Here is a 22,641-nt window from a genome sequence, read left to right as displayed (position 1 = left end):
TGCCCGGCGCGGACGCGCAGGGTGCGTCGCCCCCACCGGGGACGTCATTCTAGCCCGCTTCCGCCGGCCCCGGTCCGGGGCCTTTTTGAGCTCGTCCGTAGCGGACCCAGCCCGACCGGCGGTCAGATGTTCCACAGGCAGCGTTCGTCGTAGCAGGTGATCATCCCGTCGGTGCTGACCTTGAGCACGGCGCCGAAGCGGCCGGCGGCCTGCGCGGCGGTGGTCCTGGCGCCCTCGGAGACCCAGGCGTCGCCGATCTCGCCGTGGGGATGCATCAGAATCGCCCCGGCGGCGATGAGCGTGCCCTGGGCGTCCACCACCGTCGCCCCATCCAGGCTGGCCAGCGCCATCAGCACGGTCTCGTCCACATCGTCGAGCGTGCGCCCACGGAGCAGGTAGTGCAGCGGCCGGCGCAGCCCTTCGCTGTCGCCGCGCGCCGGGGCGGGGCGGTCGAGTCGATCGATGGGGGCCACCAGCGCATTGGCGGCGTCCGGGTCGTGCAGGACGACGAGCAGGGCGCCCTGTCGGGCGTCGGCCATGTCCAGCGCGCACTGGAACAGCTTCTCGGCGATCGGCCGCGAGCCGACGGCCTGCAGCCACTGGACGTACTTGGCCTCGACGTCGAGCAGGTGCCACTCCGCGTTGCGGAAGGTGAACACCAGCGCGCCCTCGGCAAACACCTTGATCTCGTGCGACGGACTCAGGACGATGCAGGTGTCCCGGGTGCCGAGCGTGGCGGCGGCGTGCTGCCGGTAGGCCGACGGACAGGGCGACGTGATGGCCATCATCGGGTGGATCTCGCGGGCCCGATGCGTGATGTCGATGATGTCGAGCAGCAGGCCATCCTCCCCGATCAGGAAGACGGTGCGGACGCCGTCACACAGGCGATAGAAGCTCTTGGTCGCCGTCAGCGGCTGGCCGTACAGCCGCGCCGCATGGTGCCGGGGATGCGGCGCATCGTCGCCGAGCATCAGCACGCCGGAGGAGATCGCGCGGCTCTCGTAGCTGGAGAGGGCCGCCACCCGCAACACCTCGATGCAGCTGGCCAGGCGATCGGCGCGGTTGCGCTCGGCGCCGGCCGTGTAGGGACGACGATCGAGGAAGGCCGCCACGTAGCGATCCTCGATCAGGCCCTGGAAGAGATCGGCGCGCGAGGCGAGCACGGCGGGATCGAAGATCGTCGTGTAGCGGGCCGACAGCACCTCGCCGATGGCACGGGCCACGCGGAGTTCGTGCGCCGTGAACGGCTGGGCACGCGGCACGTGCAGGATGTGCCGGGTGCCGAACCATCGCAGGACCAGTTCGCAGGGGTCGTCGGTCGGCTCGATCGAGAGCGTGCCGATGGAGGAGTCGGTCAGCGACGCCTCGAGTTCGAGCGTGGCTCTCGCGAGAAAGCGCTTGAGCGCACTCTGAAGCAGGCTGTCGTACAGCGCGCTCGCAGCGAAGATCGGCGGCACTGGCATGAGCGTCCACTATCATAGGCGCCCAATGGCCTCCGGCCCCCGCGGCTCGACTCCGCCCCGTGGCGAGACAGCACCCGTCCGCGCCACGCTGATCGACTTCTTCGAGGATGCCACCCGGCGCACGGGTCCCTTCCTGGTGCACGACGACGGCTACCGGACCTGGTCGTTCCGGTATGACGAGGTCGGGGCGGCCGCGCGCGGGTTGGCGGCGCGCCTGCATGCCGCCGGCCTGCGCAAGGGCGACGCCGTGCTCCTCTGGGGCGAGAACCGGCCCGAATGGATCGTGGCGTTCTGGGCCTGCCTGCTGCGCGGCATCGTCGTGGTGCCGATCGACTACCGGTCGGCACCGTCGCTGGTGGACCGCATCGGCGGGCTGGTGTCCGCGCGCCTGCTGCTGGCCGGCGAGGACGTCGACCATGCCGCGGTGACGCTGGACCTGCCGCGGTGGCCGCTCGCGGCGTTGCTGCGCGCGGGCGAGGGGGGTGGTGACGGCCGGCTCGGAGAGCCGGCCCTACCCAAGGACACACCCGCCGTGGCGATCACCGCCGACGACACCGTCGAGATCATCTTCACCTCGGGCGCCACGGCCGAGCCGAAGGGCGTGATCATCACGCATCGCAACGTGCTGGCCAACATCGTGCCCATCGAGCGCGAGATGGCGAAGTACCGACGCTACATCGGGCCGTTCTCCCCGATCCGCTTCCTGAACCTGCTGCCGCTGAGCCACATGTTCGGCCAGGCGATGGCGACCTTCGTGCCGCCGATGCTCGGTGGCACGGTGGTGTTCATGCGCAGCCTCGCGCCGGCCGACATCGTGCGCCAGATCAGGGCCCGCCGCATCTCGGTGCTGGTGTCGGTCCCCAAGATCCTCGACGTGCTGCGTGAACACGTCAGGCATCACTTCCCCGAGACGATGGCCGTGCAGCCCGTCGCGGGATCGACGATCGCGCCACTGCCGAAGGAGAAGTGGTATCGACGGTGGTGGCGCTTCCGCGCCGTGCACCGTGCCTTCGGCTACAAATTCTGGAGTGCCGTCGTCGGCGCCGCGCCACTGGACCCGGCGCTCGAGGAGTTCTGGGGCGGGCTCGGCTTCCTCGTGGTGCAGGGCTACGGCCTGACCGAGACCGCGCCGATCGTCACGCTCAACCACCCGCTCAACGCCCGCAAGGGCAGCGTCGGCAAGCCCATTCACGGCGTCGAGGTGAAGATCGCCGAGGACGGCGAGATTCTGGTCCGCGGCGACAACGTGTCGCAGGGCTACTTCGGCGGCGCCGCCGACACGACGCGGACCCTCGAGGACGGCTGGCTGCACACCGGCGACATCGGTGGCCTGGACGAGCAGGGGCGGCTGTACATCCAGGGCCGCAAGAAGGAGATGATCGTCACGCCGGACGGGCTCAACGTCTTTCCGGAGGACGTGGAGCGCGCGCTGCTGGCGCAACCCGGCGTGCGCGATGCCGCGGCCGTCGGCCGCCGGCAGGACGGCGAGGAGCGCGTGCATGCCGTGCTGGTGCTCGACGACCCGGCCGCGCTGCCCGGGGTGCTCCATGGGGCCAATGCCCTGCTGGCCGACCACCAGAAGATTCGGAGCGGGTCGGTGTGGACCGGCGGCGACCTGCCGCGCACCGAGGGGACGCGCAAGCTGAAGCGCACCGCCCTGCGCGCGTGGGTGGAGGCGGGCGAACACGCCGATGCCCGCCCCGTGGTGGGCGGTGACCCGCTGCAGCACGTGCTGGCGAAGTTCACGCGGGGCCGGGACGACATCGACGACGAGACGCTCGTCGACGCGCTGGCCCTGAGTTCGCTCGAGCGGGTCGAGTTGCTGATGGCCCTCGAGCAGCAGTTCCAGACCATCGTCGATGAAGGCGCGTTTGCGGCGGTGCGTACGGTGGGCGACCTGCGGGCGCTGGTCACCGTGGCCGACCGGGCCGTCCCCACGGCCCCGTCGACGGCGGGGCCGGGGGGCGCGCCAGGGCCTGAGCCGGCCGGGGGCCCACGCCGACCCTCCCCGCGACAGGGCGCCGATGGGGCGCCGTTCGATTTCCCGCGGTGGAATCGGTCGAGGCCGGCGTACTGGGCGCGCCGCCTCAGCCTGCCGACGTGGATTCTGCCGCTGGGGCGGGTCTTCGCCTGGGTGAAGACCGAGGGCCTCGAGCACCTGGAGGGCCTCGAGGGGCCGGTGGTGTTTGCCGCCAACCACCAGAGTCACATGGACACCCCGGTGATCCTGATGGCGCTGCCGCGCCGCTGGCGCTACCGGACGGCGGTGGCGATGGCCAAGGAGTTCTTCACGGCGCACTTCCACCCGGCCGGGCAGCCCCTGAGTCGCCGGGTGACCAACGGGCTGAACTACTACCTGTCCTCGCTGTTCTTCAACGCCTTCCCCATCCCGCAGCGCGAGGCGGGCACCCGCCACACGCTGCGGTACATCGGGCAGCTCTTCGGCGAGGGCCAGTCGCTGCTCATCTTCCCGGAGGGCAAGCGGACGATGGCTGGCGAGATCAACGAATTCCGGGCCGGCATCGGCATGATTGGCGCGAGGCTGGGGGTGCCGGTGATCCCGGTGCGGCTCGAGGGTGCGGACCGCCTCCTGCACCAGAAGGCTCGCTTCCCGACCCCGGGTCGCGTGGTGGTGCGGTTTGGCCCCCCGATCCACCTCCAGGGCGACGACTACGCCGCGCTGGCCCGGCAGGTCGAGGAGGCCGTGCGAGGGCTGTAGCTACACCTCGGAGCCGTCCCTGTGGGACAATGCGCTGTTGGAGACGAACTGATTGAGCAAAGACGATCTGATTGATGTCCAGGGAACCGTCACGGCCGTGCACAGCGGCGGGCTGTACCGCGTGCAGTGTGACTCCGGCCAGGAAGTGCTCGCCCAGCTGAGCGGGCGGATGCGGCGCTTCCGCATCAAGGTGGTCCCGGGCGACCGCGTCACGGTGGGTGTGTCGCCGTACGACCCGGTCCGCGGCATCATCACCTTCCGCGTCCGCTGATTCCACGCCGGGAGGGACGCCTCATCGAGGCGGCCGCGGTCTACTCCCCGAATTCGCGCGCCAGCGCGATCCATTCACCGTCGGGCGCCAGCTGCTGGTACTGCTGCCAGAGGGGTCGTGCGTCCTGCGAGCGGCCCAGCTTCTCGTAGGCGACGGCGAGATAGAAGCACGCATCGGCCGATTCCGGCCCGAGCTCGAAGGCGCGCGCGTAGCAGCGCACCGCCTCGGCGAACCTGCCCGCATCGTGGTGGGTGTGCCCCAGGTTGAACCAGGCCTCGAAGGCATCGGGCGCGAGGGTCAGGGCCTGTTCGTACAGGGCCGCGGCCTCGGGCAGGTGGCCATCGGCGTAGTGCAGATTCCCCAGATTGATCAGGGCCGGCACCAGCGCGGGGTCGAAGGCGAGCGCCTCCCGGTAGGCCTGCATCACCGCGCCGCGGGAGTGGCCCGGCAGGCCATCGATGGCCGTCGCCCGCTCGAAGGCCTCCTCGGCCCGTGACGTGTCGACGGGCGAGCCGGCCAGCGCCTCGGTGCTGCGCGCGGGGCGCGGGGCGAGGGTGACCACCCGCGCACGGCCTCCTTCATCGCGAGGGGCGGTGCCATCGAACAGCGTCAACTGGCCCTGACGCGCCGCCAGTTGCTGACGGACGATGGCCTTCAGCGGCGTGCCGAGCCCGAGCGCGTCATGCACCTCGCGCAACGTCGCCAGGTCGGCAAACGAGTACATCGTCTCGCCCTGATCGCGAATCGGCTGGACCAGCCGCCATTGCGCCAGTGACCGCAGATGGTCGTCGCGCAGCGCGGGGAACCTCGTGCGCACCACGCGCGCTGGCACCCGGGCGTCGGTCATGGTCGCAGCGTAGCAGAACCACCCTGCGTTCGATGTGGCTCTTCGAGTATCCTGCCGCCCATGTTGCTGGCGGGTGATCTCGGGGGCACCAAGACACAGCTCGGCTTGTTCCGCCCGACGGGGGGACGCCCGGAACTGCTCGACGTGCGCGAGTACGTGACGCTCGACTACGCCGGCCTGTCCGAGATGATCGGCGCCTTTCTGGCCGGGACGAGCGTGCGGCCGCAGGAAGTCCAGGTGGCGTGCGTGGGCGTGGCGGGGCCGAACATCAAGCAGGTGGCCAAGCTGACCAACGTGCCGTGGGCCATCGACGGGCGCCAGCTGATGGCGGCCACGGGCATCCGTCGCGCCTGGATCCTGAACGATGTGGAAGCGATGGCCTACGGGGTGCCGGCGCTGCGGCCCGAGGAACTGAAGGTGCTGCAGGCCGGTGAGTTCAACGCCGATGGCAACGCCTGTCTGATGGCGGCCGGCACCGGGCTCGGTCAGGCCATCCTGGTGCGGCAGCACGGCCGGCTCGTCCCGTCGGCGTCGGAAGGCGGTCACGCCGACTTCGGGCCACGGGGCCGCCGCGAGATCGCGCTGCTCGAGTTCCTCACCTCGCGCTACGGACGCGCGACCTACGAGCACGTCATCTCCGGCAAGGGCTTCATCAACCTGTTGCGCTTCACCAGCGACAACCGCTCGCCCCTGCTCACCGAGGTCGACGAGGACGATCTGCCGGCCACCATCACGCGCCTGGGCCTCGAGGGTTCCGACCCCCACTGCGTCGAGGCCGTCCAGCTCTTCCTGTCGATCTTCGGCAGCGCCGCGGCCAATCTCGGCCTGCAATGCGTGGCCACGGGCGGCGTCTACCTGGGCGGAGGCATCCCGTCGAAGATTCTGCCGGCCTTCGACCTGCCGCTGTTCATGGACGCCTTCCACGACAAGCCGCCGATGACCAATCTCGTCGAACGGATGCCCGTGGCCATCGTCCTCAATCGCCAGACCGGCCTGCTCGGCGCGGCCGTCTACGCGGCGACACTGGTCTCATAGCCATTCAGAATTCAGGATGAAGAATGAAGCGCGCAGCGGGCAACGCCTCGCGTCCGCGCCACTTACAGCCCTGCACGGCCAGACACCGGGCCGTGTCGGCCCGCACTGCATTCGAACTCCAAGTAAGTGGCGCCGCCCCGCGGGAGCGTGGCGTTGCGCGCCCCGCGCTACATTCTGAATCTTGAATTCTGAATCGCTGGGCCCTGCCCCGCGAGACCCTGGCCAGTGCCCGCCCCGCGCTACATTTGGAATCTTGAATTCTGAATGGCTGGGTCCTGCCCCGCGGCAGCGTGGCGTTGCTGGCCCCGCACTGCATTTTGAATTCTGCATTCTGAATTCCGTAGGCCGAGTGGCGCCCCCGGGACGAATTCCTCGAGTTCCCGCCTGTCGCGCCGCACTGGCCGGGACGAACCGGCGGTGCGGCTGTTGCATCGCCGTCGTGTCCATCGGTAGCATCACGGCGGCAATCACTACAGTCGCCTGTTCCAGATCGGTGCGGGCGGGCTGCGTTCTTTCACTCCGGGGGAGTGTTCCTTATGGCAATCAAGCGCTGGCTGGCTTCCACGCTGGCCGTGCTCTCGTGTCTCGCGCCCAGCATCGTCCGGGCCGCTGACACCGGCTCGATCTCTGGCGTCGTCTTCGACCAGGGCGGGCAACTGGTGGAGGGGGCGACCGTCCGGCTGACCGGGGCTCCGCTGCCGGGTGAGCGCGTGGCCACCACCGACAGCAACGGCGCGTACCGGTTCCCGCTGCTCCTGCCTGGCAGCTACGTCCTCGAAGTGAGCAAGCAGGCCGCGGGAACGGCCAAGCGGGCCGTCACGGTCCAGGTGGACGTCGACACGCAGGTCGACATCGTGCTCGGCCTCAACCTGGACGAGACGATCGAGGTGAGCGCGGCGGCGCCCGTGGTGGACCTGCGGACCACGGAGGTCAACTTCAACTACGACGCGCAGCTGATCAAGGAACTGCCGTTGCAGCGGACCTACGCCGGTCTCTTCCAGCTGATTCCCGGCGTGGCGGAGAACAACGCCGGCACGGCCGGCCTGGTGAGCGGCGGCGCCAGCCGGCAGGACAACACGTACCTGATCGACGGCGTCAACATCACCAACCCGGGCTTCGGCTACCTGAGCACCGAGGTCAACGAGTTCGACATCGCCGAGTTCAACGTCAAGCGCGGCGCGATCTCGGCCGAGTTCGGCCGGTCGTCGGGCTTCGTCACCAACGCGGTGACGCGATCGGGCACCAACCAGTTCCGCGGCGGCGCGCGCTTCGAAGCGATTCCGGCGGCCTGGAACGCGAAGAACGAGGCCACCAACATCCGCAGCACGACGGACCGCTGGATTCCGTCGTACGCCCTCGGCGGCCCCATCCTCGAGAACAAGCTGTTCTTCTACACGTCGGGCCAGCAGATCACGTCCTCGACGTCGGGCCGCGTCAACAACCTCGGCCCCGTGCCCGACAGCGAGAGCACCACGCGCGAGTTCTTCGGCAAGCTGACGTTCGCGCCGGTGCAGTCGCAGTTCTTCAACGTCGGCTATCGCGTGCGCCCGTCCGAGACGGCGTTTGCCGGCGTCGGCGTCAACGACTCGCCGGAGGTGGCCACCGATTCGGAGGGCACCAACCGCGTCGCCACGGCGACCTGGAACGTGTTCTTCGGCCAGCGCAACTACATCGAGGCCAAGTACCTGCGGCTCGATGAAGAAGGCGAAGCCGTGGCGCGGACCGACCTCGGCTACCGGCCGGCGTTCAGCCTGGCGAACATCCGCCAGATGGGCTACTTCGTCGATCCGGCGACGGGCTTCCGGTACGGCGGCGCGGCCCTGCTGCTCAACCGGCAGAACTACGCCCGCAACGAGGTCCGCGTCAATTCCGGCACGCTGGTCAATCTCGGTCGGACCTCGCACGACATCCGCGGCGGGTTCATGTACGAGGACACGCTAGAGGACCTGACGCGCATCGCCAACGGCTGGGGCCAGATCACCCTCGTCGAGGCCGGGCGCCGCTACCAGGGGCAGTACTACCCGACGCAGAACCCGCAGCTCTCCAAGTCGCGCACGTACAGCTTCTTCATCCAGGACAACATCCAGATCGGCAGCCGCCTGGTGATCAACGCCGGCATGCTGTTCAACAAGGACGAGTTCGCCCAGCAGATCGGCGACACGCGCAACACCTTCCTGACCTTCGACTACGGCGACCAGCTGCAGCCGCGCATCGGCCTGAACTACAACATCCGCAAGGGCAAGGGCGACAAGGTCTACGGCAACTACGGGCGCTACTACGGCAGCGACCAGAAGAGCAGCGCCCGGGCCCACGCGCCGCTGCGCCTGGTGCAGAACACGCCGTTCTTCGACGCCGCCACCGGGGCGCTGATCAGCGACACGACGAGCCCAAACACCACGGGCCGCGTCATCCTGCCCGGTCTGCAGCCGACCTACACCGATGAGTGGCTGGCTGGCTACGCCACGCCCCTCGGCGGCAACTGGGGCCTCGACGTCTTCTATCTCGATCGCACAGCCAGGGACTTCATCGAGGATCAGCCCAGCGTGCTGCCGGCCTCGACCTTCGTCGTCGACAACCTGACGAATGCCCAGCGCGACTACCGGGCCCTGACCGTCGAACTGACCCGGCGCATGGCGAATCGGTGGAGCACGACCATCAGTTACGCGTGGAGCGAACTGGAAGGCAACTTCGACCTCGACTACGCGGCCGGCGCGGTCTTCAACACGTCGTCCATCCTGCAGGACGGGCCGGGCGTGTTCGTCGAGGACGACTTCCGCTACGGCAAGCTCGGCGAGGATCGCCCGCATGTGCTGAAGCTGTTCGGCACCTACCAGATCACCGACGCGTTCTCGCTCGGCGGCTACGTCCGCGCGCAGAGCGGCACGCCGTGGGAGCGCCGCGTGCAGGACTGGTACTCCGGCTACCGGCTGCTGCTGGAGCCGCTCGGCACCAACCGCAACGACTTCTGGACCAACGTCGACCTGCTCGCGGCGTACAACCTGCGCATCGGCGGCCGCTTCGTCACGCGCCTCGAGGCCCGCGTGCTCAACCTGTTCAACGAGCAGACGGCTCTCAGCCGCGACAACCGCGCCTTCCTCGACCCGCGGACGCGGCAGTTCAACGGCAGCCAGGTCGCCGGCGACCCCGCGAGCTACACCCGCGCGCTGATCATCAACACCAACCAGCCGAACCCGCTGCTCGGGTCGGCGACCAGCTACGCCCCGCCGCGCCGCCTGCTGCTCATGGCGCGGGTGGACTTCTAGGCGAGGGACAAGGGACAAGGGGAAGAGTCACAAGGGATAGCAAGGGACAAGGGGCAGGGACGCAAGGGACAAGGGACGTCGCGTCTCTGCCTCTTTCGCCCTTGTGCCCTGTCCCTGACCTTGAAGTCCTCAAGTTCTGAAGTTCCGAAATTCTGCAATTCTGCAATTCCATGGAACTCGGCCTCACCACCTTCGGCGATCGCTTTGCCGATCCACACACCGGGCGGCTCGTGAGCGAGGCGCAGCGGATGCGCGATCTGCTCGAGGAGGTCGTGCTGGCCGACGAGGTCGGTCTCGACGTCTATGCGATCGGCGAGCATCACCGCAGCGACTTCATCGTGTCGGCACCGGCGGTGGTGCTGGCGGCCGCGGCCGCCCGGACAGCGCGTATCCGGCTGGCGAGTGCGGTCACGGTGCTCAGCTCGGACGACCCTGTCCGCGTCTACCAGCAGTACGCCACGGTCGACCTGATCTCGGAGGGGCGCGCCGAGATCATCGCGGGCCGCGGCTCCTTCATCGAGTCCTACCCGCTGTTCGGCCAGGACCTCGGCGACTACGACGCGCTGTTTGCCGAGAAACTCGACCTGCTCCTGCGCGTGCGTGCGTCGGAGCGCGTGACGTGGCACGGACGGCATCGTCCGTCGATCGACGACCGCGGCGTCTACCCGCGCGCGGTGCAGGCGCCGCTGCCGGTCTGGGTCGGCGTCGGCGGCACGCCGGCGTCAGCCGACCGTGCCGGACGCCTCGGCCTGCCGATGACCCTCGCGATCATCGGCGGCATGCCGGCACGGTTCCGGCCGTTCGTGGACCTGCATCAGGACGCCGCCGCTCGGGCCGGACATCCGCGGCCTCGCCTGGCCATCAACTCGCATGGCTACGTCGCCGAGACGTCTCAGCAGGCGGCCGACGAGTTCTTCCCGCCGTACGAGGTGGCGATGTCGGGGATCGGCCGCGAACGCGGCTGGCCGCCGATGACCCGCGACGCCTTCGAGGCCATGCGCGCCCCGCACGGCGCGTTGTTTGTCGGCAGTGCGGCCGAAGTCACCGACAAGATCCTGCGGCAGCGAGAGATACTCGGCTTCGATCGCTTCCTCCTGCACGTCAGCGTCGGCACCCTGCCGCACGCACAGGTGATGAAGGCCATCGAGCTGTTCGGGACGCAGGTCGCCCCCGCGGTGCGGCAGGCGCTCTAGCACAGGCTCAGGGCTCAGGGCCTGGGGCTCAGAAGAGCGGCTCAGGGCTCACGGCTCAGGGCGGGTCTCCGCGCAACTCCCGCAATGCACCCGCCGCTTGCGCGTAGGTCGGGTCGATGCGCAAGGCGTCCTGCAGCAGCGCGATCGCCTCATCACGCCGGCCCTGCTGCGCACGCAGCACCGCGAGGTTGAAGCGAGCCGTCGCGCGAGTCGGGTCGAGGCGCGCCGCATCCTCGAACAGCGGCGCCGCGCCCGCGGCATCGCCGGTGCGGACGCGCATCAAGCCCAGCTTCTCGGCGACTTCCGCGTCGCCGGGCGCGTTGCGACGATAGACAGACAGCAGCCACTCCGCGAGCGCCACCTGCCTGGCCTCGGCGGCGGCGAGCGCACGCGCACGGAGCAAGGGCAGGCCCTCGGGCGTGACGCCGGCGGCCAGCACGTTGCGGGCGAGGCCTTCGTCGCCGTTCTGCCAGTGCGCCAGCGCGACGTCGAGACGGTATCGCTCGCTCCGTGCCGTTGGCGCACCGGCATCACCAGACGCCTGCAACTGCGTCAGCAGCGGCAGCGCGTCGCCGCCCTTGCCCTGCGACAACAGCACGCCGGCGAGCGCGAACGTGACGTCCGACACCTCGGGATCGAGCCGGTGGGCCTCACGCAAGGCCTTCTCCGCGCGCGGGAGATCGTTGCGCGCCTGCCACGCGAGGCCGGCGCGGAACCAGGAGATGCCCGGCGCGGGATGACGTGCCACGGCACTCGCGAGCCACTGCTCGCCCTCGGCATCCCGACCGGCGTCGATCGCGATGACCGCCATCTGCGTGTCGGCGTCTGCCTCGCCACGCTGGAACGGCAGCGACACGAGGCCGGCCAGCATGACCGCGGCGGCCACACTCAGCGCCAGGACCGCCACGCGACGCTCCGCGCGGCTGAGCGCCGCGTGCCGCATCGACGCGAGCACCCCGACGTGGATGGCGCCGATGACCAGCGCCGGCATGCGGTAGCGATCGACCACGAAGAACACCGCGAGGCTCACCAGGTAGATGGGCAGCACCCAGCGGAACCAGCGCCACGCCGCCCGATGCGACTCGGGCACGATGAGGTGGCCGCCGATGGACATCGCCAGGCCGAGCGGCAGCAGCAGCCAGGCGCCGACGGGCATCAGCCACAGCAGCGGCGTCTGCTCACGGAACCAGGCGTGGCTGACGTTGACCGGCAGTTCCCACGAGTGCGTCGTCAGCCAGGACTTCCAGGCCAGCAACCGCAGCGCATCTGCAGGAGACCCGCGCCACCAGTCCAGCGATCCGCGCACGAAGAATCGGGTGACCTCGTCCATCGACATCGGTCGCCCCTCGGCCTTGACGGCGACCTCGTGCATGTCCAGTCGCTGGCCCTCGATCGACGGGCGGATGCCCTCGACGACCGTGTAGGTGCCGTTGGCGGCGGCGTGGTTGCCGATATAGAGATTCAGGCTGCCGTGCGACGGCAGGACCTGCCAGTGACCCGTGGCGATGGCCGTCCGCGCGGCGAACGGCAGCAGGACCATCGCCACGCCGAGGCCCCACACCGCGACGCGGCGCCACACCGAAGCCAAGGGGCGAGGCGTGGCAGCGGCCGCTGCCGGCGCCCAGACTGCCGCAGGCAGGCACAGCAGCGCCAACAGCCAGGCATTGGGTCGATTGGTGGCCAGCAGCGCCAGCGCCACACCGCACCACAACCAGGCGCGGCCCGACGACTGCTGCAGCGCACGCGTGAACGCCAGAGCGAAGCCGGAGACCAGCGCCGCGTCCAGCGCGGACTGCAGGATGAGCGCCTCCTGCAGCGCCACCACGCTGGTCAGCATCAGGGCGCCGCCGGCGGCGAGCGCGGCGCGCAGACGCCTGTCGTCCGGCACCCAGAGCCCGGCCGTCCGTGCCGCCAGCCACACGGCCAGCGTCCCCACGAGGGCCTGCAGCACGAGCACACCGGCGACACTGGCCCCCGTGACCGCCTGGGCGAACGCGAGCCAGTAGATGTAGAGCGGCGAGACGTAGGACGGCGTGTTCGAGAGGAACAGGTCGCCCCCCACGACGCGCTGGGCGAGCCGCCAGTAGACACCGGCGTCGAGCTCGCCCACGGGTTGCAGCAGGGGATGCGGCGCCAGCGTCAGCGCCAGGGTGACCTTGACGAGCAGTGTCAGCCCGAGCAGCGCCGCGATCCACACGCCCGGCGGCGTGCCATTGTCCGTGGGCGCGAGTGAGCGACGACGCGGTCGAGGCACGCAAAGAGGGTACCGCGCGAGGCGGTGACCTATCGCACGCGCCGCCGGAGCCTGCGATGACCGACCATGCCGACCACCCCGGCCGTCAACATCAGCATCGTGGCCGGCTCAGGGACGGCCTCGAGCGTGAAGGCGCGGTCGCGGCCTCGCCAGATGTCGGTCGTGCCGTTCTGCACCTGCAGTGTGCTGTCGTCACCGCCGGTGCCGCTGAACCACGCCCACAGCACGGAGCCTGCCGGGGCCACCGAAGAAATCGACAGCCAGTACGGCACCAGACCGTTCGCCGCGAATCCGGCCGGCAGGTGTCGGCCGAGAAGCTGTACACACTCGTCTTGAACCCGCCAGCGAGGACCGTGCCCATGTAGGCGCTCGTCACATCGCCGAACGTTACGGTCTGCTCAGACAGGGCCGCGCTCGCCGGGTGACCGGCGTCATCGGCGAAGAAGCGGAAGGTGAAGTCGGTGGAGTCCGGCGCCGGATAGTCGGTGTTCGAGAGATCGACGTAGCCGCCGACGAAGGAGATGCGATTGATCGTGCCGAGTCGGCGCCTACAGCATCAGCGCGAGGGCGCGGGCGTCGGCCGGGCGTTCCGCGGGCACCGGCGACAGCGTCTTCATGATGGCGTCGCTGAAGGCCTGCGGGATGTCCTGGCGGACCGTGGCCAGCGGCTCGGGGCGCTCGCGGAGCATCGCGCCGAGCAACTGCGGCAGCGTCGGCGCGAGAAACGGCGGCGATCCCGTGGCCATCATGTAGACGAGCGTGCCGATCGTGAACAGGTCGCCGGTGGCCGAGGGCTTCTCCCCCATCAGGACTTCAGGCGCCACGAACGGCAGCTCGGATTCGCCGAGGGCCGTGCCCCGCAACGCGCCCTCGCTGGCCGTCCCCAGCAGGTCCTGCACCTGGCTGACACCCCCGGACGACACCAGCAGGCGCTCCTCGCCATCTTCGTTCGAGAGGCGCGTGGCCAGCGGCGTGATGCCGCAGATGAAGGCGCCGCGCCGATGCAGCGCCGCGACGCCATCGATCAGTTGTGACGTCAACGTCGCGAGCACCTCCCACGGCAGCGGCCCCTCGGTGGTCAGCCGCTGCAGCAGACTGTCACCGAGCACGAAGTCGGTGACGACATACGCGTAGTCGGGCTCTTCCCCGTAGTCGCTGACGTGCATGACGTTCGGGTGGTTGACCTGCATGGCGCGCGCCTCGCGGATGAACCGTTCGCGGGCCGCATCCCAGTCGGCGACGTCCTCGCGCCGAAGCACCCGAATCGCCACCGACGTCCCGAGCGCCTTGTGTGTGCCGATGTAGATCTGGCTCCCGAGACGGCCCTTGCTGACCGGCGCGCCGAGCTCGTAGCCCCGGATCACGGGCGCCGTCGCCGGTCGCGGCACGGCGCTCGCACCGCCGCTCATGGCATCACGCAGCGCGGCGGCCAGCGCCTGCATCGAGGCCGGCCGGTGCGTCGGGTCCTTCGCGAGGCCCTGCAGGACGACCGCCTCGAGCGCCGCGGGGATCGCCGGCGCCAGTTCGCGCAGCGGCTGCGGCTCGCGCATCAGGTGCTTGGTGATCACCACGAAGGGGTCGTCGTGGTCGAACGGCGGCCGTCCGGTCAGCAGCTCGTACAGCATCGCCGAGAAGCTGTAGATGTCGGACCGGGCATCGACCTCGTCGCCGCGCAGCTGTTCGGGCGAGGCGTAGGCCACCGTGCCGAGGAACTGCCGGTCCAGCGTCAGCTTGAGCGCGCCGGCGATCTCGCGGACGTTGACCAGCCCGAAGTCCACGACCTTGTAGGCGTAGCGCCCCGGCATGTACTCGTGGCTGACGACGTTGGCCGGCTTGAGATCGCGATGCACCACGCCGGCGTCGTGGGCGAGCTGCAGCGCGCTGCACAGGGCGGTGGCGATGTCGAGGACCTCCTCGACGGGCAGCTGACGGTCGAGGGCCACGCGTTGGAGCAGGCTGGGGCCGTTCAGGTACTCCATCACCAGGAACGGATGGCCCTGCGCGTCGACGTCGTAGTCGAGGACACCGACGATGTGGGGGTGGCGGAGCTGGGCGGCGGCGCGGCTCTCGCGAAGGAACCGCTCCCGCAACGAGGCATCGTCAGGGGTGCTGAGGACCTTGACCGCGACATCGTCGCCGAGCAGGATGCGTCGGGCGCGATAGACCGCCCCCATGCCGCCACGGGCCAGCAGCTCGAGAATCTCGTAGCGGCCGTCGAGCACCTCGCCTGGCGTGAGCACGCGGACGGAATCTCCTATGATGCCACTCGAGGACTGTCCACTCCGGGCAACGCCCGCCCATGGTACCAGAGGCCCCATGCTGCGCCCCCTGTTCCTGTTCGTCCTGTTCGCCTGTCTGACGCCCATGACCACCGACGCCCAGACCGCCGGCGCTCCCCCGGGACCGCGTCCCGGCGCGGCCGACCCCATCCGGTACACGCTGCGCTTCCCCGATGCCGCGCGCCACTACGTCGACGTCGAGGCGTCGTACCCGGCCACCGGGCAGACGCGCCTGGAACTGATGATGGCCGTGTGGACGCCCGGCTCCTACCTGGTCCGGGAGTACGCCCGCCACGTCGAGGGCGTCGAGGTCGTGCAGCCGGCGGGCGGCGCGGCCCCGGTCAAGACGCGCAAGAACCGCTGGGCCATCGACACCGGCGGCGCCCCACGCGTCACCGTTCGCTATCGCGTGTACAGCCGCGAGATGAGCGTGCGGACCAACTGGGTCGAAGCCCGGTTCGCCCTGGTGCAGGGCGCCGCCACCTTCCTGACGCTGGTGGACGGCCTGCAGCGTCCGCACCACGTCTCGCTGGAACTGCCGCAGGGATGGGCCCGAGCGATGTCGGGCCTGCCCGAAGGCAGCGGCACGCCGTCGACGTTCGTCGCGGCCGACTTCGACACGCTGGTGGACAGCCCGATCGTCGCCGGGGACCTGAAGGTCTACGAGTTCACGCGGTCGGGCAAGCCGCACTATCTCGTCAACGTCAACGAGGGCGGCACCTGGGACGGTGCGCGGGCCATCGGCGACGTCGAGCGCATCGTCGCCGAACACGAGCGGATGTGGGGCAGCCTGCCGTACGACAAGTACGTGTTCATCAACATGATCACGGAGGCCGGCGGCGGCCTCGAGCACAAGAACTCGACGGTGCTGATGACGTCGCGCTGGGCCATGGGCACGCGGCCGTCCTATCTCGCCTGGCTGAACCTGGTCAGCCACGAGTTCTTCCATGTATGGAACGTCAAGCGCCTGCGCCCGGTGGCGCTCGGGCCGTTCGACTACGAGAACGAGACCTACTCGCCGAGCCTGTGGATGTCGGAGGGGTTCACCTCCTACTACGGCGACCTGTTGGCCCGACGGGCCGGGCTCGCGTCCGACGCCGAGTACTTCGGCAACCTGTCGGGCGACATCCGCGCGCTGGAGACGACGCCGGGACGTCTCGTCCAGCCGGTGACGCAGTCGTCCTACGATGCCTGGATCAAGCAGTACCGTCCCGACGAGAACTCGCCCAACACGACGATCAGCTACTACACGAAGGGGCTGGTGATCGCCGTGCTGCTCGACGCACGCATCCGGCTCGCCACCGGCAACCAGAAGTCGCTCGACGACGTGATGCGGCTGGCCTACCAGCGGTACTCGGGGGCCAGGGGGTTCACCGAGGCGCAGTTCCGCGCCGTCGTCACCGAGGTGGGCGGGGCCGAGCTGACCGACGTCCTCGCACGGGCCCTCGACACCACGCAGCCGCTCGAGTACCAGCCGCTGCTCGATGCCTACGGCCTCCAGTTCGCGCCGGCCGACAGCCTGGCGACGCGCGGCTGGCTCGGCATCACGACCCGTGTCGACGCCGGGCGTCTGCTCGTCAATCAGGTGCGCCGTGACACGCCGGCGGCCGCCGCCGGCCTGAACGTCGACGACGAGATCATCGCCATCGGGGACTACCGCGTCCGCGCCGACCAGTGGGAGCGTCGTCTCGAGCAGTACCCCCCGACCACGGCGGCGACGTTGCTGGTGGCGCGACGCGACCAGCTCATGAAGATCGAGGTGACGTTCGGGCAGGAGCCTGGCAACGCGTGGCGCCTGGCGCCGAGGGTCGCGCCGACCGCGGCGCAGACGGCGACGCGCACGGCCTGGCTCGGTGGCACGCCGTAGGCTCGACCGCCAGCCGCGTCAGACCGGACGCGGCTGGACGTTCACCCAGAGCGACAGCGCGAAGTAGTAGACGGGGTAGGCGAGGCTGGTCCACAGCAGCCAGGCCGGCACGTCCGGCAGCCACCAGATCATCAGGACCATCTGGACCGCCCAGATGGCGCCGAAGACGAGGGTTGTCCGCATGAGGGTGGTCGTGCGCGACGGGTAGACGTACTTCAGCGGCACGAAGACGAGACCCGCGAGGATCGTCAGGACGACCGCGGTGGTCGTGGCCGGCCACCGCCACGCGACCGCGTACACGGCCATGAGATTCCAGTAGGACGGCCACCCGGTGAAGTAGTGGTCGAGCGTCTTGGCGTGCAGGTTGGAGAAGCCCAGGCCGCTGGAGATCAGCACGGCGGCGACGGCAATCGAGCCTGGCACACCGGTGAGCAGGTGCTGCTCCCACAGGATGGCCAGCGGCACGAAGACGTAGGTGAGGTAGTCGACGATGTCGTCGAGGCGGGCGCCGTCGATCCAGGAGGCGTAGCGACGAACGTCGGCGGCTCGGGCGGCGAATCCGTCGGTGGCATCGACGACGACGGCCAGGCTCAGCCAGAGCAGGGCCGACCTGGGATCGTGATCCCAGGCGCTCCGCAACGCGAGCCAGCCGATGAGCGCCCCGGACGCCGTGTAGGCGTGGACCGCAAGGGCGGCTGCGCTGCGGACGAGGGACATGGTCCCGGGCTGCTAGATCGCAGCCATCCGGCGATCGAGTTCCGCGACGGCGGCCTCGATCTGGGTCTTGCGGATCGGGTGCGTCGTGTTGTCGAGCTGACGGGTCAGCTCGGCCTTGGCGAGACGCAGCGACTCGCGGGCGCGCAGCTTCTCGGGGTCGACACCTGCGGCCAGGCCGCGCCGACGCTTCTCGTGCTCACGCGCGTCGAGTTGTTCCTGCAGTCGGGCTTCGGCATCGACAAGCCCTTCACCAGCGTCACTCATTCAGGTCTGTCCTTCCTGTCCGGCCGCCTGGCCGGTGGTCAACGTGAGAGGATAGTCGAAAAACAGGGCGAAAAGAGCAAAAAGCCCGAAACGCCCGAAAAGGGCGGCCCTGAGCCGAAGGCGCAAGAGACCAATCCGTGGCACGACGCAGCACAGGATCGACAGGAGCCGTTCGGGGCGAGCCACGCCGACCCTCGGCCCTCGAGCCTTTTCACCCGGTCGTGGCACGGTGGTTCGAGACCTCGTTCCCCGAACCGACGGCCCCCCAGGTCCAGGGCTGGCCGGTCATCGCGACCGGCGCCAGCACCCTGCTGCTCGCGCCGACCGGCAGCGGCAAGACGCTCACCGGCTTCCTGTGGTGCATCAATCGGCTGATGTTCGAGCCGCCTCCAGACACGCGGGAGCGGTGCCGCGTGCTGTACATCTCGCCGCTGAAGGCCCTGGCGGTCGACGTCGAACGGAACCTGCGCGCGCCGCTCGCGGGCATCGGTCGCCTCGCCCGCGAGGACGGCCTGTCCCACCACGTGCCGGAGGTGGCCATCCGCACCGGCGACACGCCGGCCGCCGAGCGCGCACGCTTCCAGCGCCGCCCGGCCGACATCCTGATCACGACGCCGGAGTCGCTGTACCTGCTGCTGACGTCCAACGCCCGCGACGTCCTGCGCGACATCCACACGGTGATCCTCGACGAGATCCACGCGATGGTGGCGACCAAGCGCGGCGCCCACCTCGCGCTGTCGCTCGAGCGCCTCGAGGCCATCGCCCGCGGGCCGATCCAGCGCATCGGCCTCTCGGCCACGCAGCGCCCGCTCGACGAGGTCGCCCGCTTCCTCGGCGGCGCGGAGCGCGCGCGGACAGGCAAGGCGACGGCCCGTTCGGAGAACGGGCCCTACCCGGGGCAGGCCGACGCTGTGGGTAGGGCCGACGCCATGGGTAGGGCCGGCTCTCCGAGCCGGCCGTCATCGTCAGACCTCCCGTCGGACAAGTCCGACGGCTACGTGTCGGACATGCCGTCGGACGACGACGCCGCGGCATCCGATATCCACGACCAGTTCGCGGGCGAGGCCGACGAGCCCACGTACCGTCCAGTCGCCATCGTCGACGCCGGCCGCCGACGCAACCTGTCACTGCGCATCGAAGTGCCGGTCGAGGACATGGCGCGGCTGACGCAGGTCGAGGCCATCACCAGCGGGCCTGCCGCCGCCGGTCCACAGGCGCCGTCGATCTGGGCGGCGATTCATCCCCGGCTGCTCGAGGTAATCCTCGCGCACACGTCGACGCTGCTCTTCGTCAACAGCCGGCGCCTCGCCGAACGGCTCGCCGCCGCCATCAACGAACTGGCCGGCGAGACGCTGGTGCGGGCGCACCATGGATCGCTGGCCCGCGAACAGCGCGTCGAGATCGAGGACGCCCTCAAGGCCGGACGCCTCCGTGGTCTGGCGTGCACCTCCTCGCTCGAGCTCGGCATTGACATGGGCGCCGTGGACCTCGTGATCCAGATCGAGGCACCGCCCTCGGTGGCCAGTGGCCTGCAGCGGATCGGCCGGGCCGGCCATCGCGTCGACGCCACCAGCGCCGGCCTGATCTTCCCGAAGTACCGCGGCGACCTGCTGGCCTGCGCCGCCGCTGTCCGGGCGATGCGCGAGGGTCGGGTCGAGTCGACGCACATGCCGCGCAATCCGCTCGACGTGCTCGCGCAACAGATCGTCGCCATGGTCGCCATGGACGACTGGCACGTCGACGACCTGTTCGCCCGCGTCCGCCAGGCCGCGCCGTTTGCCTCCCTCGCCCGCGCCATCTTCGACGGCGTGCTCGACATGCTGTCGGGCCGCTACCCGTCGGACGAATTCGCCGAGCTGCGGCCGCGCATCACCTGGGATCGCGTCGCGCACCGCGTGACGACGCGCGAGGGCGCCAAGCGGGTGGCCGTGGCCAACGCCGGCACCATCCCCGACCGCGGGCTCTACGGCGTCTTCCTCGCCGGCGCGCCCGTCGGCACGGCCCGCGTCGGTGAGCTCGACGAGGAGATGGTCTTCGAGAGCCGGGTCGGCGAGACCTTCCTGCTCGGCGCCTCGTCGTGGCGCATCGAGGACATCTCCCACGACCGCGTCACGGTGTCGCCCGCACCGGGACAGCCCGGCAAGATGCCCTTCTGGAAGGGCGACGGCCCGGGGCGTCCGCTGGAGTTCGGCCGCGAGATCGGCGCCCTCGTGCGTCAGTTGCGGCGCGAGTCGCCCGACGAGGCCCGGCAGCGACTCGAGGCGCACCACGATCTCGACGCACTCGCCGCCGTCAACCTCGTGCAGTACCTCACCGAGCAGGAGGAGGCGACCGGCGCCGTCCCTGACGACCGCACCATCGTCATCGAGCGCGTGAAGGACGAACTCGGCGACTGGCGGTTGTGCCTGCTCTCGCCACTCGGCGCCCAGGTGCTCGCCCCGTGGGCGATGGCCGTGTCGTCGCGGCTGCGCGAGCAGATGGGCCTCGACGTCGAGACCATGTGGGCCGATGACGGCTTCGTCGTGCGATTCCCGGAGACCGACGAGCCACCCGACCCGCAGTGGCTGGTGCCCGACGCCGATGAGATCGAGGCGCTGGTCATCCGGCAACTCGGCGCGACCTCGCTCTTCGCCGCCAGATTCCGCGAGTGCGCCGGTCGCGCGCTGCTGCTGCCCCGTCGACGTCCGGGGCGCCGCGCGCCGCTGTGGCAGCAGCGCAAGCGCGCGCAGGATCTCCTGGGCGTGGCCTCCAGGTACGGCTCGTTTCCCATCGTGCTCGAGACGTATCGCGAGTGCCTGCGCGACGTGTTCGACATTCCTGCGCTGGTCGACACGTTGCGCGCCGTGCAATCACGCCAGGTCCGCGTCGTGACCGTGGACACGCCGACGCCGTCGCCGTTCGCCTCGTCGCTGCTGTTCGGCTACGTCGCCAACTACCTCTACGACGGTGATGCCCCGCTGGCCGAGCGGCGCGCCCAGGCGCTGACGATCGATCAGGCGCAACTGCAGGCGCTGCTCGGGTCGGCGGAGCTGCGTGATCTGCTCGACGCCGACGCATTGGCCGCGCTCGAAGCGCAACTCCAATGCCTGCCGCCGGACTACCGCGCCCGCACACTGGATGGCGTCCACGACCTCCTGCTGCGCATCGGCGATCTGTCGGCCCCCGAGCTGCGCGACCGCGTCGCCGACGACGTGCCCGCCGATGCCGGCGATCAGCTGGTGCGCGCGCGACGTGCGGTGTGGCTCGGCATCGCCGGTGAACCGCGCCTCGTGGCCATCGAGGACGCCGCACGCTACCGCGACGCGCTCGGCGTGCCGCTGCCGCAGGGGCTGCCCGAGGTGCTGCTGGCGGCGCAGCCGCAGGCGCTCCGCGATCTCGTCTCCCGCTACGCGCGCACCCACGGCCCCTTCACCACCGCCGACCTCGCCGCGCGCTTCGGGCTCGGCCGGTCGACCGCTGAACTTGCGCTCAAGGCGCTGCATGCCGAAGGGCGGCTGCTCGAAGGCGAGTTCCGGCCGGGCGGCCAGCAGCAGGAGTGGTGCGAGAGTGCGGTGCTCACGTCGGTGCGCCGTCGTTCGCTGGCGAAGCTGCGGCACGAGGTGGAGCCGGTCGAGTTGCCGGTGCTCGGCCGCCTGCTGACGCAGTGGCAGGGTGTGACGCATCCGCGGCGGGGTCTCGATGCCTTGCTGGACGTCATCGAGACGCTGCAGGGTCTGCCGCTGGCTGCCTCGATCCTGGAGCGCGAGATCCTGCCGGCGCGCCTCGAGCGCTATCAGCCTGCCGACCTCGATGCGCTGATCTCGGCCGGCGAGGTGGTCTGGACCGGCGTCGAGCCGCTCGGGGAACGCGACGGCCGCATCGCCCTGTTCCTGACCGACCACGTGGCATCGCTCTGGCGAGGCGAGCTCCAGCCTCCGTCGCTCGACGACCTGTCGGCGCGGGAACGGGCCATCCTCGACGCCCTCGAGGCCCGCGGCGCGCTCTTCTTCTCCGCCCTGCACGAGGCCGCCGGCGCCGGCTTCCCGCAGGACACCGTCGATGCGATCTGGACGCTCGTGTGGCGCGGGCTGATCACGAACGACACGCTGCAACCGCTGCGAGCGCAGGTCGGGGCCGTCGGTCGCGAGAAGCGACATCGCCCGGCCCAGCGCGCGTTCCGGTCGCGCCGTGTCGCCCCACCGGCGGCCGAGGGGCGCTGGACCCGTCTCGAGGCTCGTGCCGTGGCGCCTGGTGCCACCGATCGCCGCGCCAGTCAGGCGCGGACCGCGACCACGTGGAGTGCCGCGATGGGTCAGCAGTTGCTGACGCGCTATGGCGTGGTGACGCGAGAGGTCGCCGGCGCCGAGGGCCTGCCGGGCGGCTTCACGGCCATCCACGACGTCTTCCGCACGCTCGAGGAGAGCGGCCGCATCCGTCGGGGCTACTTCGTGAGCGGCGTGGGCGCCATGCAGTTCGCCGCGCCGGCAGCC

At 70.1% G+C, this 22,641-nt stretch carries 14 protein-coding genes; 7 read left to right on the top strand and 7 right to left on the bottom strand.

The annotated features are described in order from the left end of the window. Positions 1-122: 122 nt before the first annotated feature. Positions 123-1,463 carry a hypothetical protein gene (locus tag Q0C41_RS04680; protein ID WP_291981377.1) on the bottom strand — a complete coding sequence of 447 codons (1,341 nt, stop codon included), beginning with the start codon at positions 1,461-1,463 and terminating at the stop codon, positions 123-125. Between the two features lie 25 nt (positions 1,464-1,488). Here Q0C41_RS04680 and Q0C41_RS04675 point away from each other — a divergent pair, with 25 nt between their 5' ends. Continuing rightward, positions 1,489-4,182, top strand: a complete 2,694-nt coding sequence (locus tag Q0C41_RS04675) for an AMP-binding protein (protein WP_291981375.1) — start codon at positions 1,489-1,491, stop codon at positions 4,180-4,182. Positions 4,183-4,234: 52 nt separating this feature from the next. Next, positions 4,235-4,453, top strand: a complete 219-nt coding sequence (infA, locus tag Q0C41_RS04670; RefSeq protein WP_110173799.1) for a translation initiation factor IF-1 — start codon at positions 4,235-4,237, stop codon at positions 4,451-4,453. 40 nt (positions 4,454-4,493) lie between these two features. Here the strand turns inward: infA and Q0C41_RS04665 are convergent, their stop codons facing one another. Further along, complete coding sequence (locus Q0C41_RS04665; RefSeq protein ID WP_291981369.1) at positions 4,494-5,300, bottom strand: tetratricopeptide repeat protein; 807 nt, start codon at positions 5,298-5,300, stop codon at positions 4,494-4,496. Positions 5,301-5,360: 60 nt separating this feature from the next. Here Q0C41_RS04665 and glk point away from each other — a divergent pair, with 60 nt between their 5' ends. The 3 genes from glk to Q0C41_RS04650 all read left to right on the top strand — a co-directional run bounded on the left by glk (position 5,361) and on the right by Q0C41_RS04650 (position 10,791). Beyond that, positions 5,361-6,335, top strand: a complete 975-nt coding sequence (gene glk / locus Q0C41_RS04660) for a glucokinase (RefSeq protein WP_291981367.1) — start codon at positions 5,361-5,363, stop codon at positions 6,333-6,335. A gap of 536 nt (positions 6,336-6,871) precedes the next feature. Then, positions 6,872-9,598, top strand: a complete 2,727-nt coding sequence (locus Q0C41_RS04655) for a TonB-dependent receptor (protein WP_291981365.1) — start codon at positions 6,872-6,874, stop codon at positions 9,596-9,598. A gap of 170 nt (positions 9,599-9,768) precedes the next feature. Further along, positions 9,769-10,791, top strand: a complete 1,023-nt coding sequence (locus Q0C41_RS04650; protein WP_291981363.1) for an LLM class flavin-dependent oxidoreductase — start codon at positions 9,769-9,771, stop codon at positions 10,789-10,791. Positions 10,792-10,846: 55 nt separating this feature from the next. Here the strand turns inward: Q0C41_RS04650 and Q0C41_RS04645 are convergent, their stop codons facing one another. From Q0C41_RS04645 to Q0C41_RS04635, 3 genes are all read right to left on the bottom strand, one after another. Continuing rightward, entirely contained in the window at positions 10,847-13,045 is a 2,199-nt protein-coding gene (locus Q0C41_RS04645) for a tetratricopeptide repeat protein (protein ID WP_291981361.1), read from the bottom strand. A 29-nt stretch (positions 13,046-13,074) separates the two neighbouring features. After that, entirely contained in the window at positions 13,075-13,317 is a 243-nt protein-coding gene (locus tag Q0C41_RS04640) for a PEP-CTERM sorting domain-containing protein (RefSeq protein WP_291981360.1), read from the bottom strand. 276 nt (positions 13,318-13,593) lie between these two features. Then, on the bottom strand, positions 13,594-15,285 hold the full coding sequence (locus Q0C41_RS04635; RefSeq protein WP_291981359.1) for a serine/threonine-protein kinase: 1,692 nt from the start codon (positions 15,283-15,285) through the stop codon (positions 13,594-13,596). Between the two features lie 76 nt (positions 15,286-15,361). On the opposite strand from Q0C41_RS04635, the gene Q0C41_RS04630 reads away from it, so the two are divergent. Further along, positions 15,362-17,191: a M61 family metallopeptidase gene (locus Q0C41_RS04630; RefSeq protein WP_291981358.1), complete on the top strand. Its 1,830-nt coding sequence runs from the start codon at positions 15,362-15,364 to the stop codon at positions 17,189-17,191. Between the two features lie 18 nt (positions 17,192-17,209). Here Q0C41_RS04630 and Q0C41_RS04625 read toward each other — a convergent pair whose 3' ends face one another. Next, complete coding sequence (locus Q0C41_RS04625) at positions 17,210-17,908, bottom strand: hypothetical protein (RefSeq protein ID WP_291981357.1); 699 nt, start codon at positions 17,906-17,908, stop codon at positions 17,210-17,212. Positions 17,909-17,920: 12 nt separating this feature from the next. Then, the gene (locus tag Q0C41_RS04620; protein ID WP_291981355.1) at positions 17,921-18,172 is read right to left on the bottom strand and encodes a hypothetical protein; all 252 of its coding nucleotides are present in this window, start codon (positions 18,170-18,172) and stop codon (positions 17,921-17,923) included. Positions 18,173-18,393: 221 nt separating this feature from the next. Here Q0C41_RS04620 and Q0C41_RS04615 point away from each other — a divergent pair. Further along, positions 18,394-22,641 (top strand): DEAD/DEAH box helicase (locus Q0C41_RS04615; RefSeq protein WP_291981353.1); only part of this gene is annotated, 4,248 nt, incomplete at its 3' end.

Source organism: Luteitalea sp., assembly GCF_022842525.1.
Lineage (GTDB): Bacteria > Acidobacteriota > Vicinamibacteria > Vicinamibacterales > Vicinamibacteraceae > Luteitalea.
The sequence above is the reverse complement of the archived record's forward strand: the minus strand, read 5'-3'. Positions and strand labels throughout refer to the sequence as shown.

What these genes read in the sequence shown, in the direction of transcription:
- Q0C41_RS04680 (WP_291981377.1), bottom strand. Translation starts at nt 1,463, where the DNA reads ATGCCAGTGCCGCCGATCTTCGCTGCGAGCGCGCTGTACGACAGCCTG.
- Q0C41_RS04675 (WP_291981375.1), top strand. Translation starts at nt 1,489, where the DNA reads ATGGCCTCCGGCCCCCGCGGCTCGACTCCGCCCCGTGGCGAGACAGCA.
- Q0C41_RS04665 (WP_291981369.1), bottom strand. Translation starts at nt 5,300, where the DNA reads ATGACCGACGCCCGGGTGCCAGCGCGCGTGGTGCGCACGAGGTTCCCC.
- glk (WP_291981367.1), top strand. Translation starts at nt 5,361, where the DNA reads ATGTTGCTGGCGGGTGATCTCGGGGGCACCAAGACACAGCTCGGCTTG.
- Q0C41_RS04655 (WP_291981365.1), top strand. Translation starts at nt 6,872, where the DNA reads ATGGCAATCAAGCGCTGGCTGGCTTCCACGCTGGCCGTGCTCTCGTGT.
- Q0C41_RS04650 (WP_291981363.1), top strand. Translation starts at nt 9,769, where the DNA reads ATGGAACTCGGCCTCACCACCTTCGGCGATCGCTTTGCCGATCCACAC.
- Q0C41_RS04630 (WP_291981358.1), top strand. Translation starts at nt 15,362, where the DNA reads ATGCTGCGCCCCCTGTTCCTGTTCGTCCTGTTCGCCTGTCTGACGCCC.
- Q0C41_RS04625 (WP_291981357.1), bottom strand. Translation starts at nt 17,908, where the DNA reads ATGTCCCTCGTCCGCAGCGCAGCCGCCCTTGCGGTCCACGCCTACACG.
- Q0C41_RS04620 (WP_291981355.1), bottom strand. Translation starts at nt 18,172, where the DNA reads ATGAGTGACGCTGGTGAAGGGCTTGTCGATGCCGAAGCCCGACTGCAG.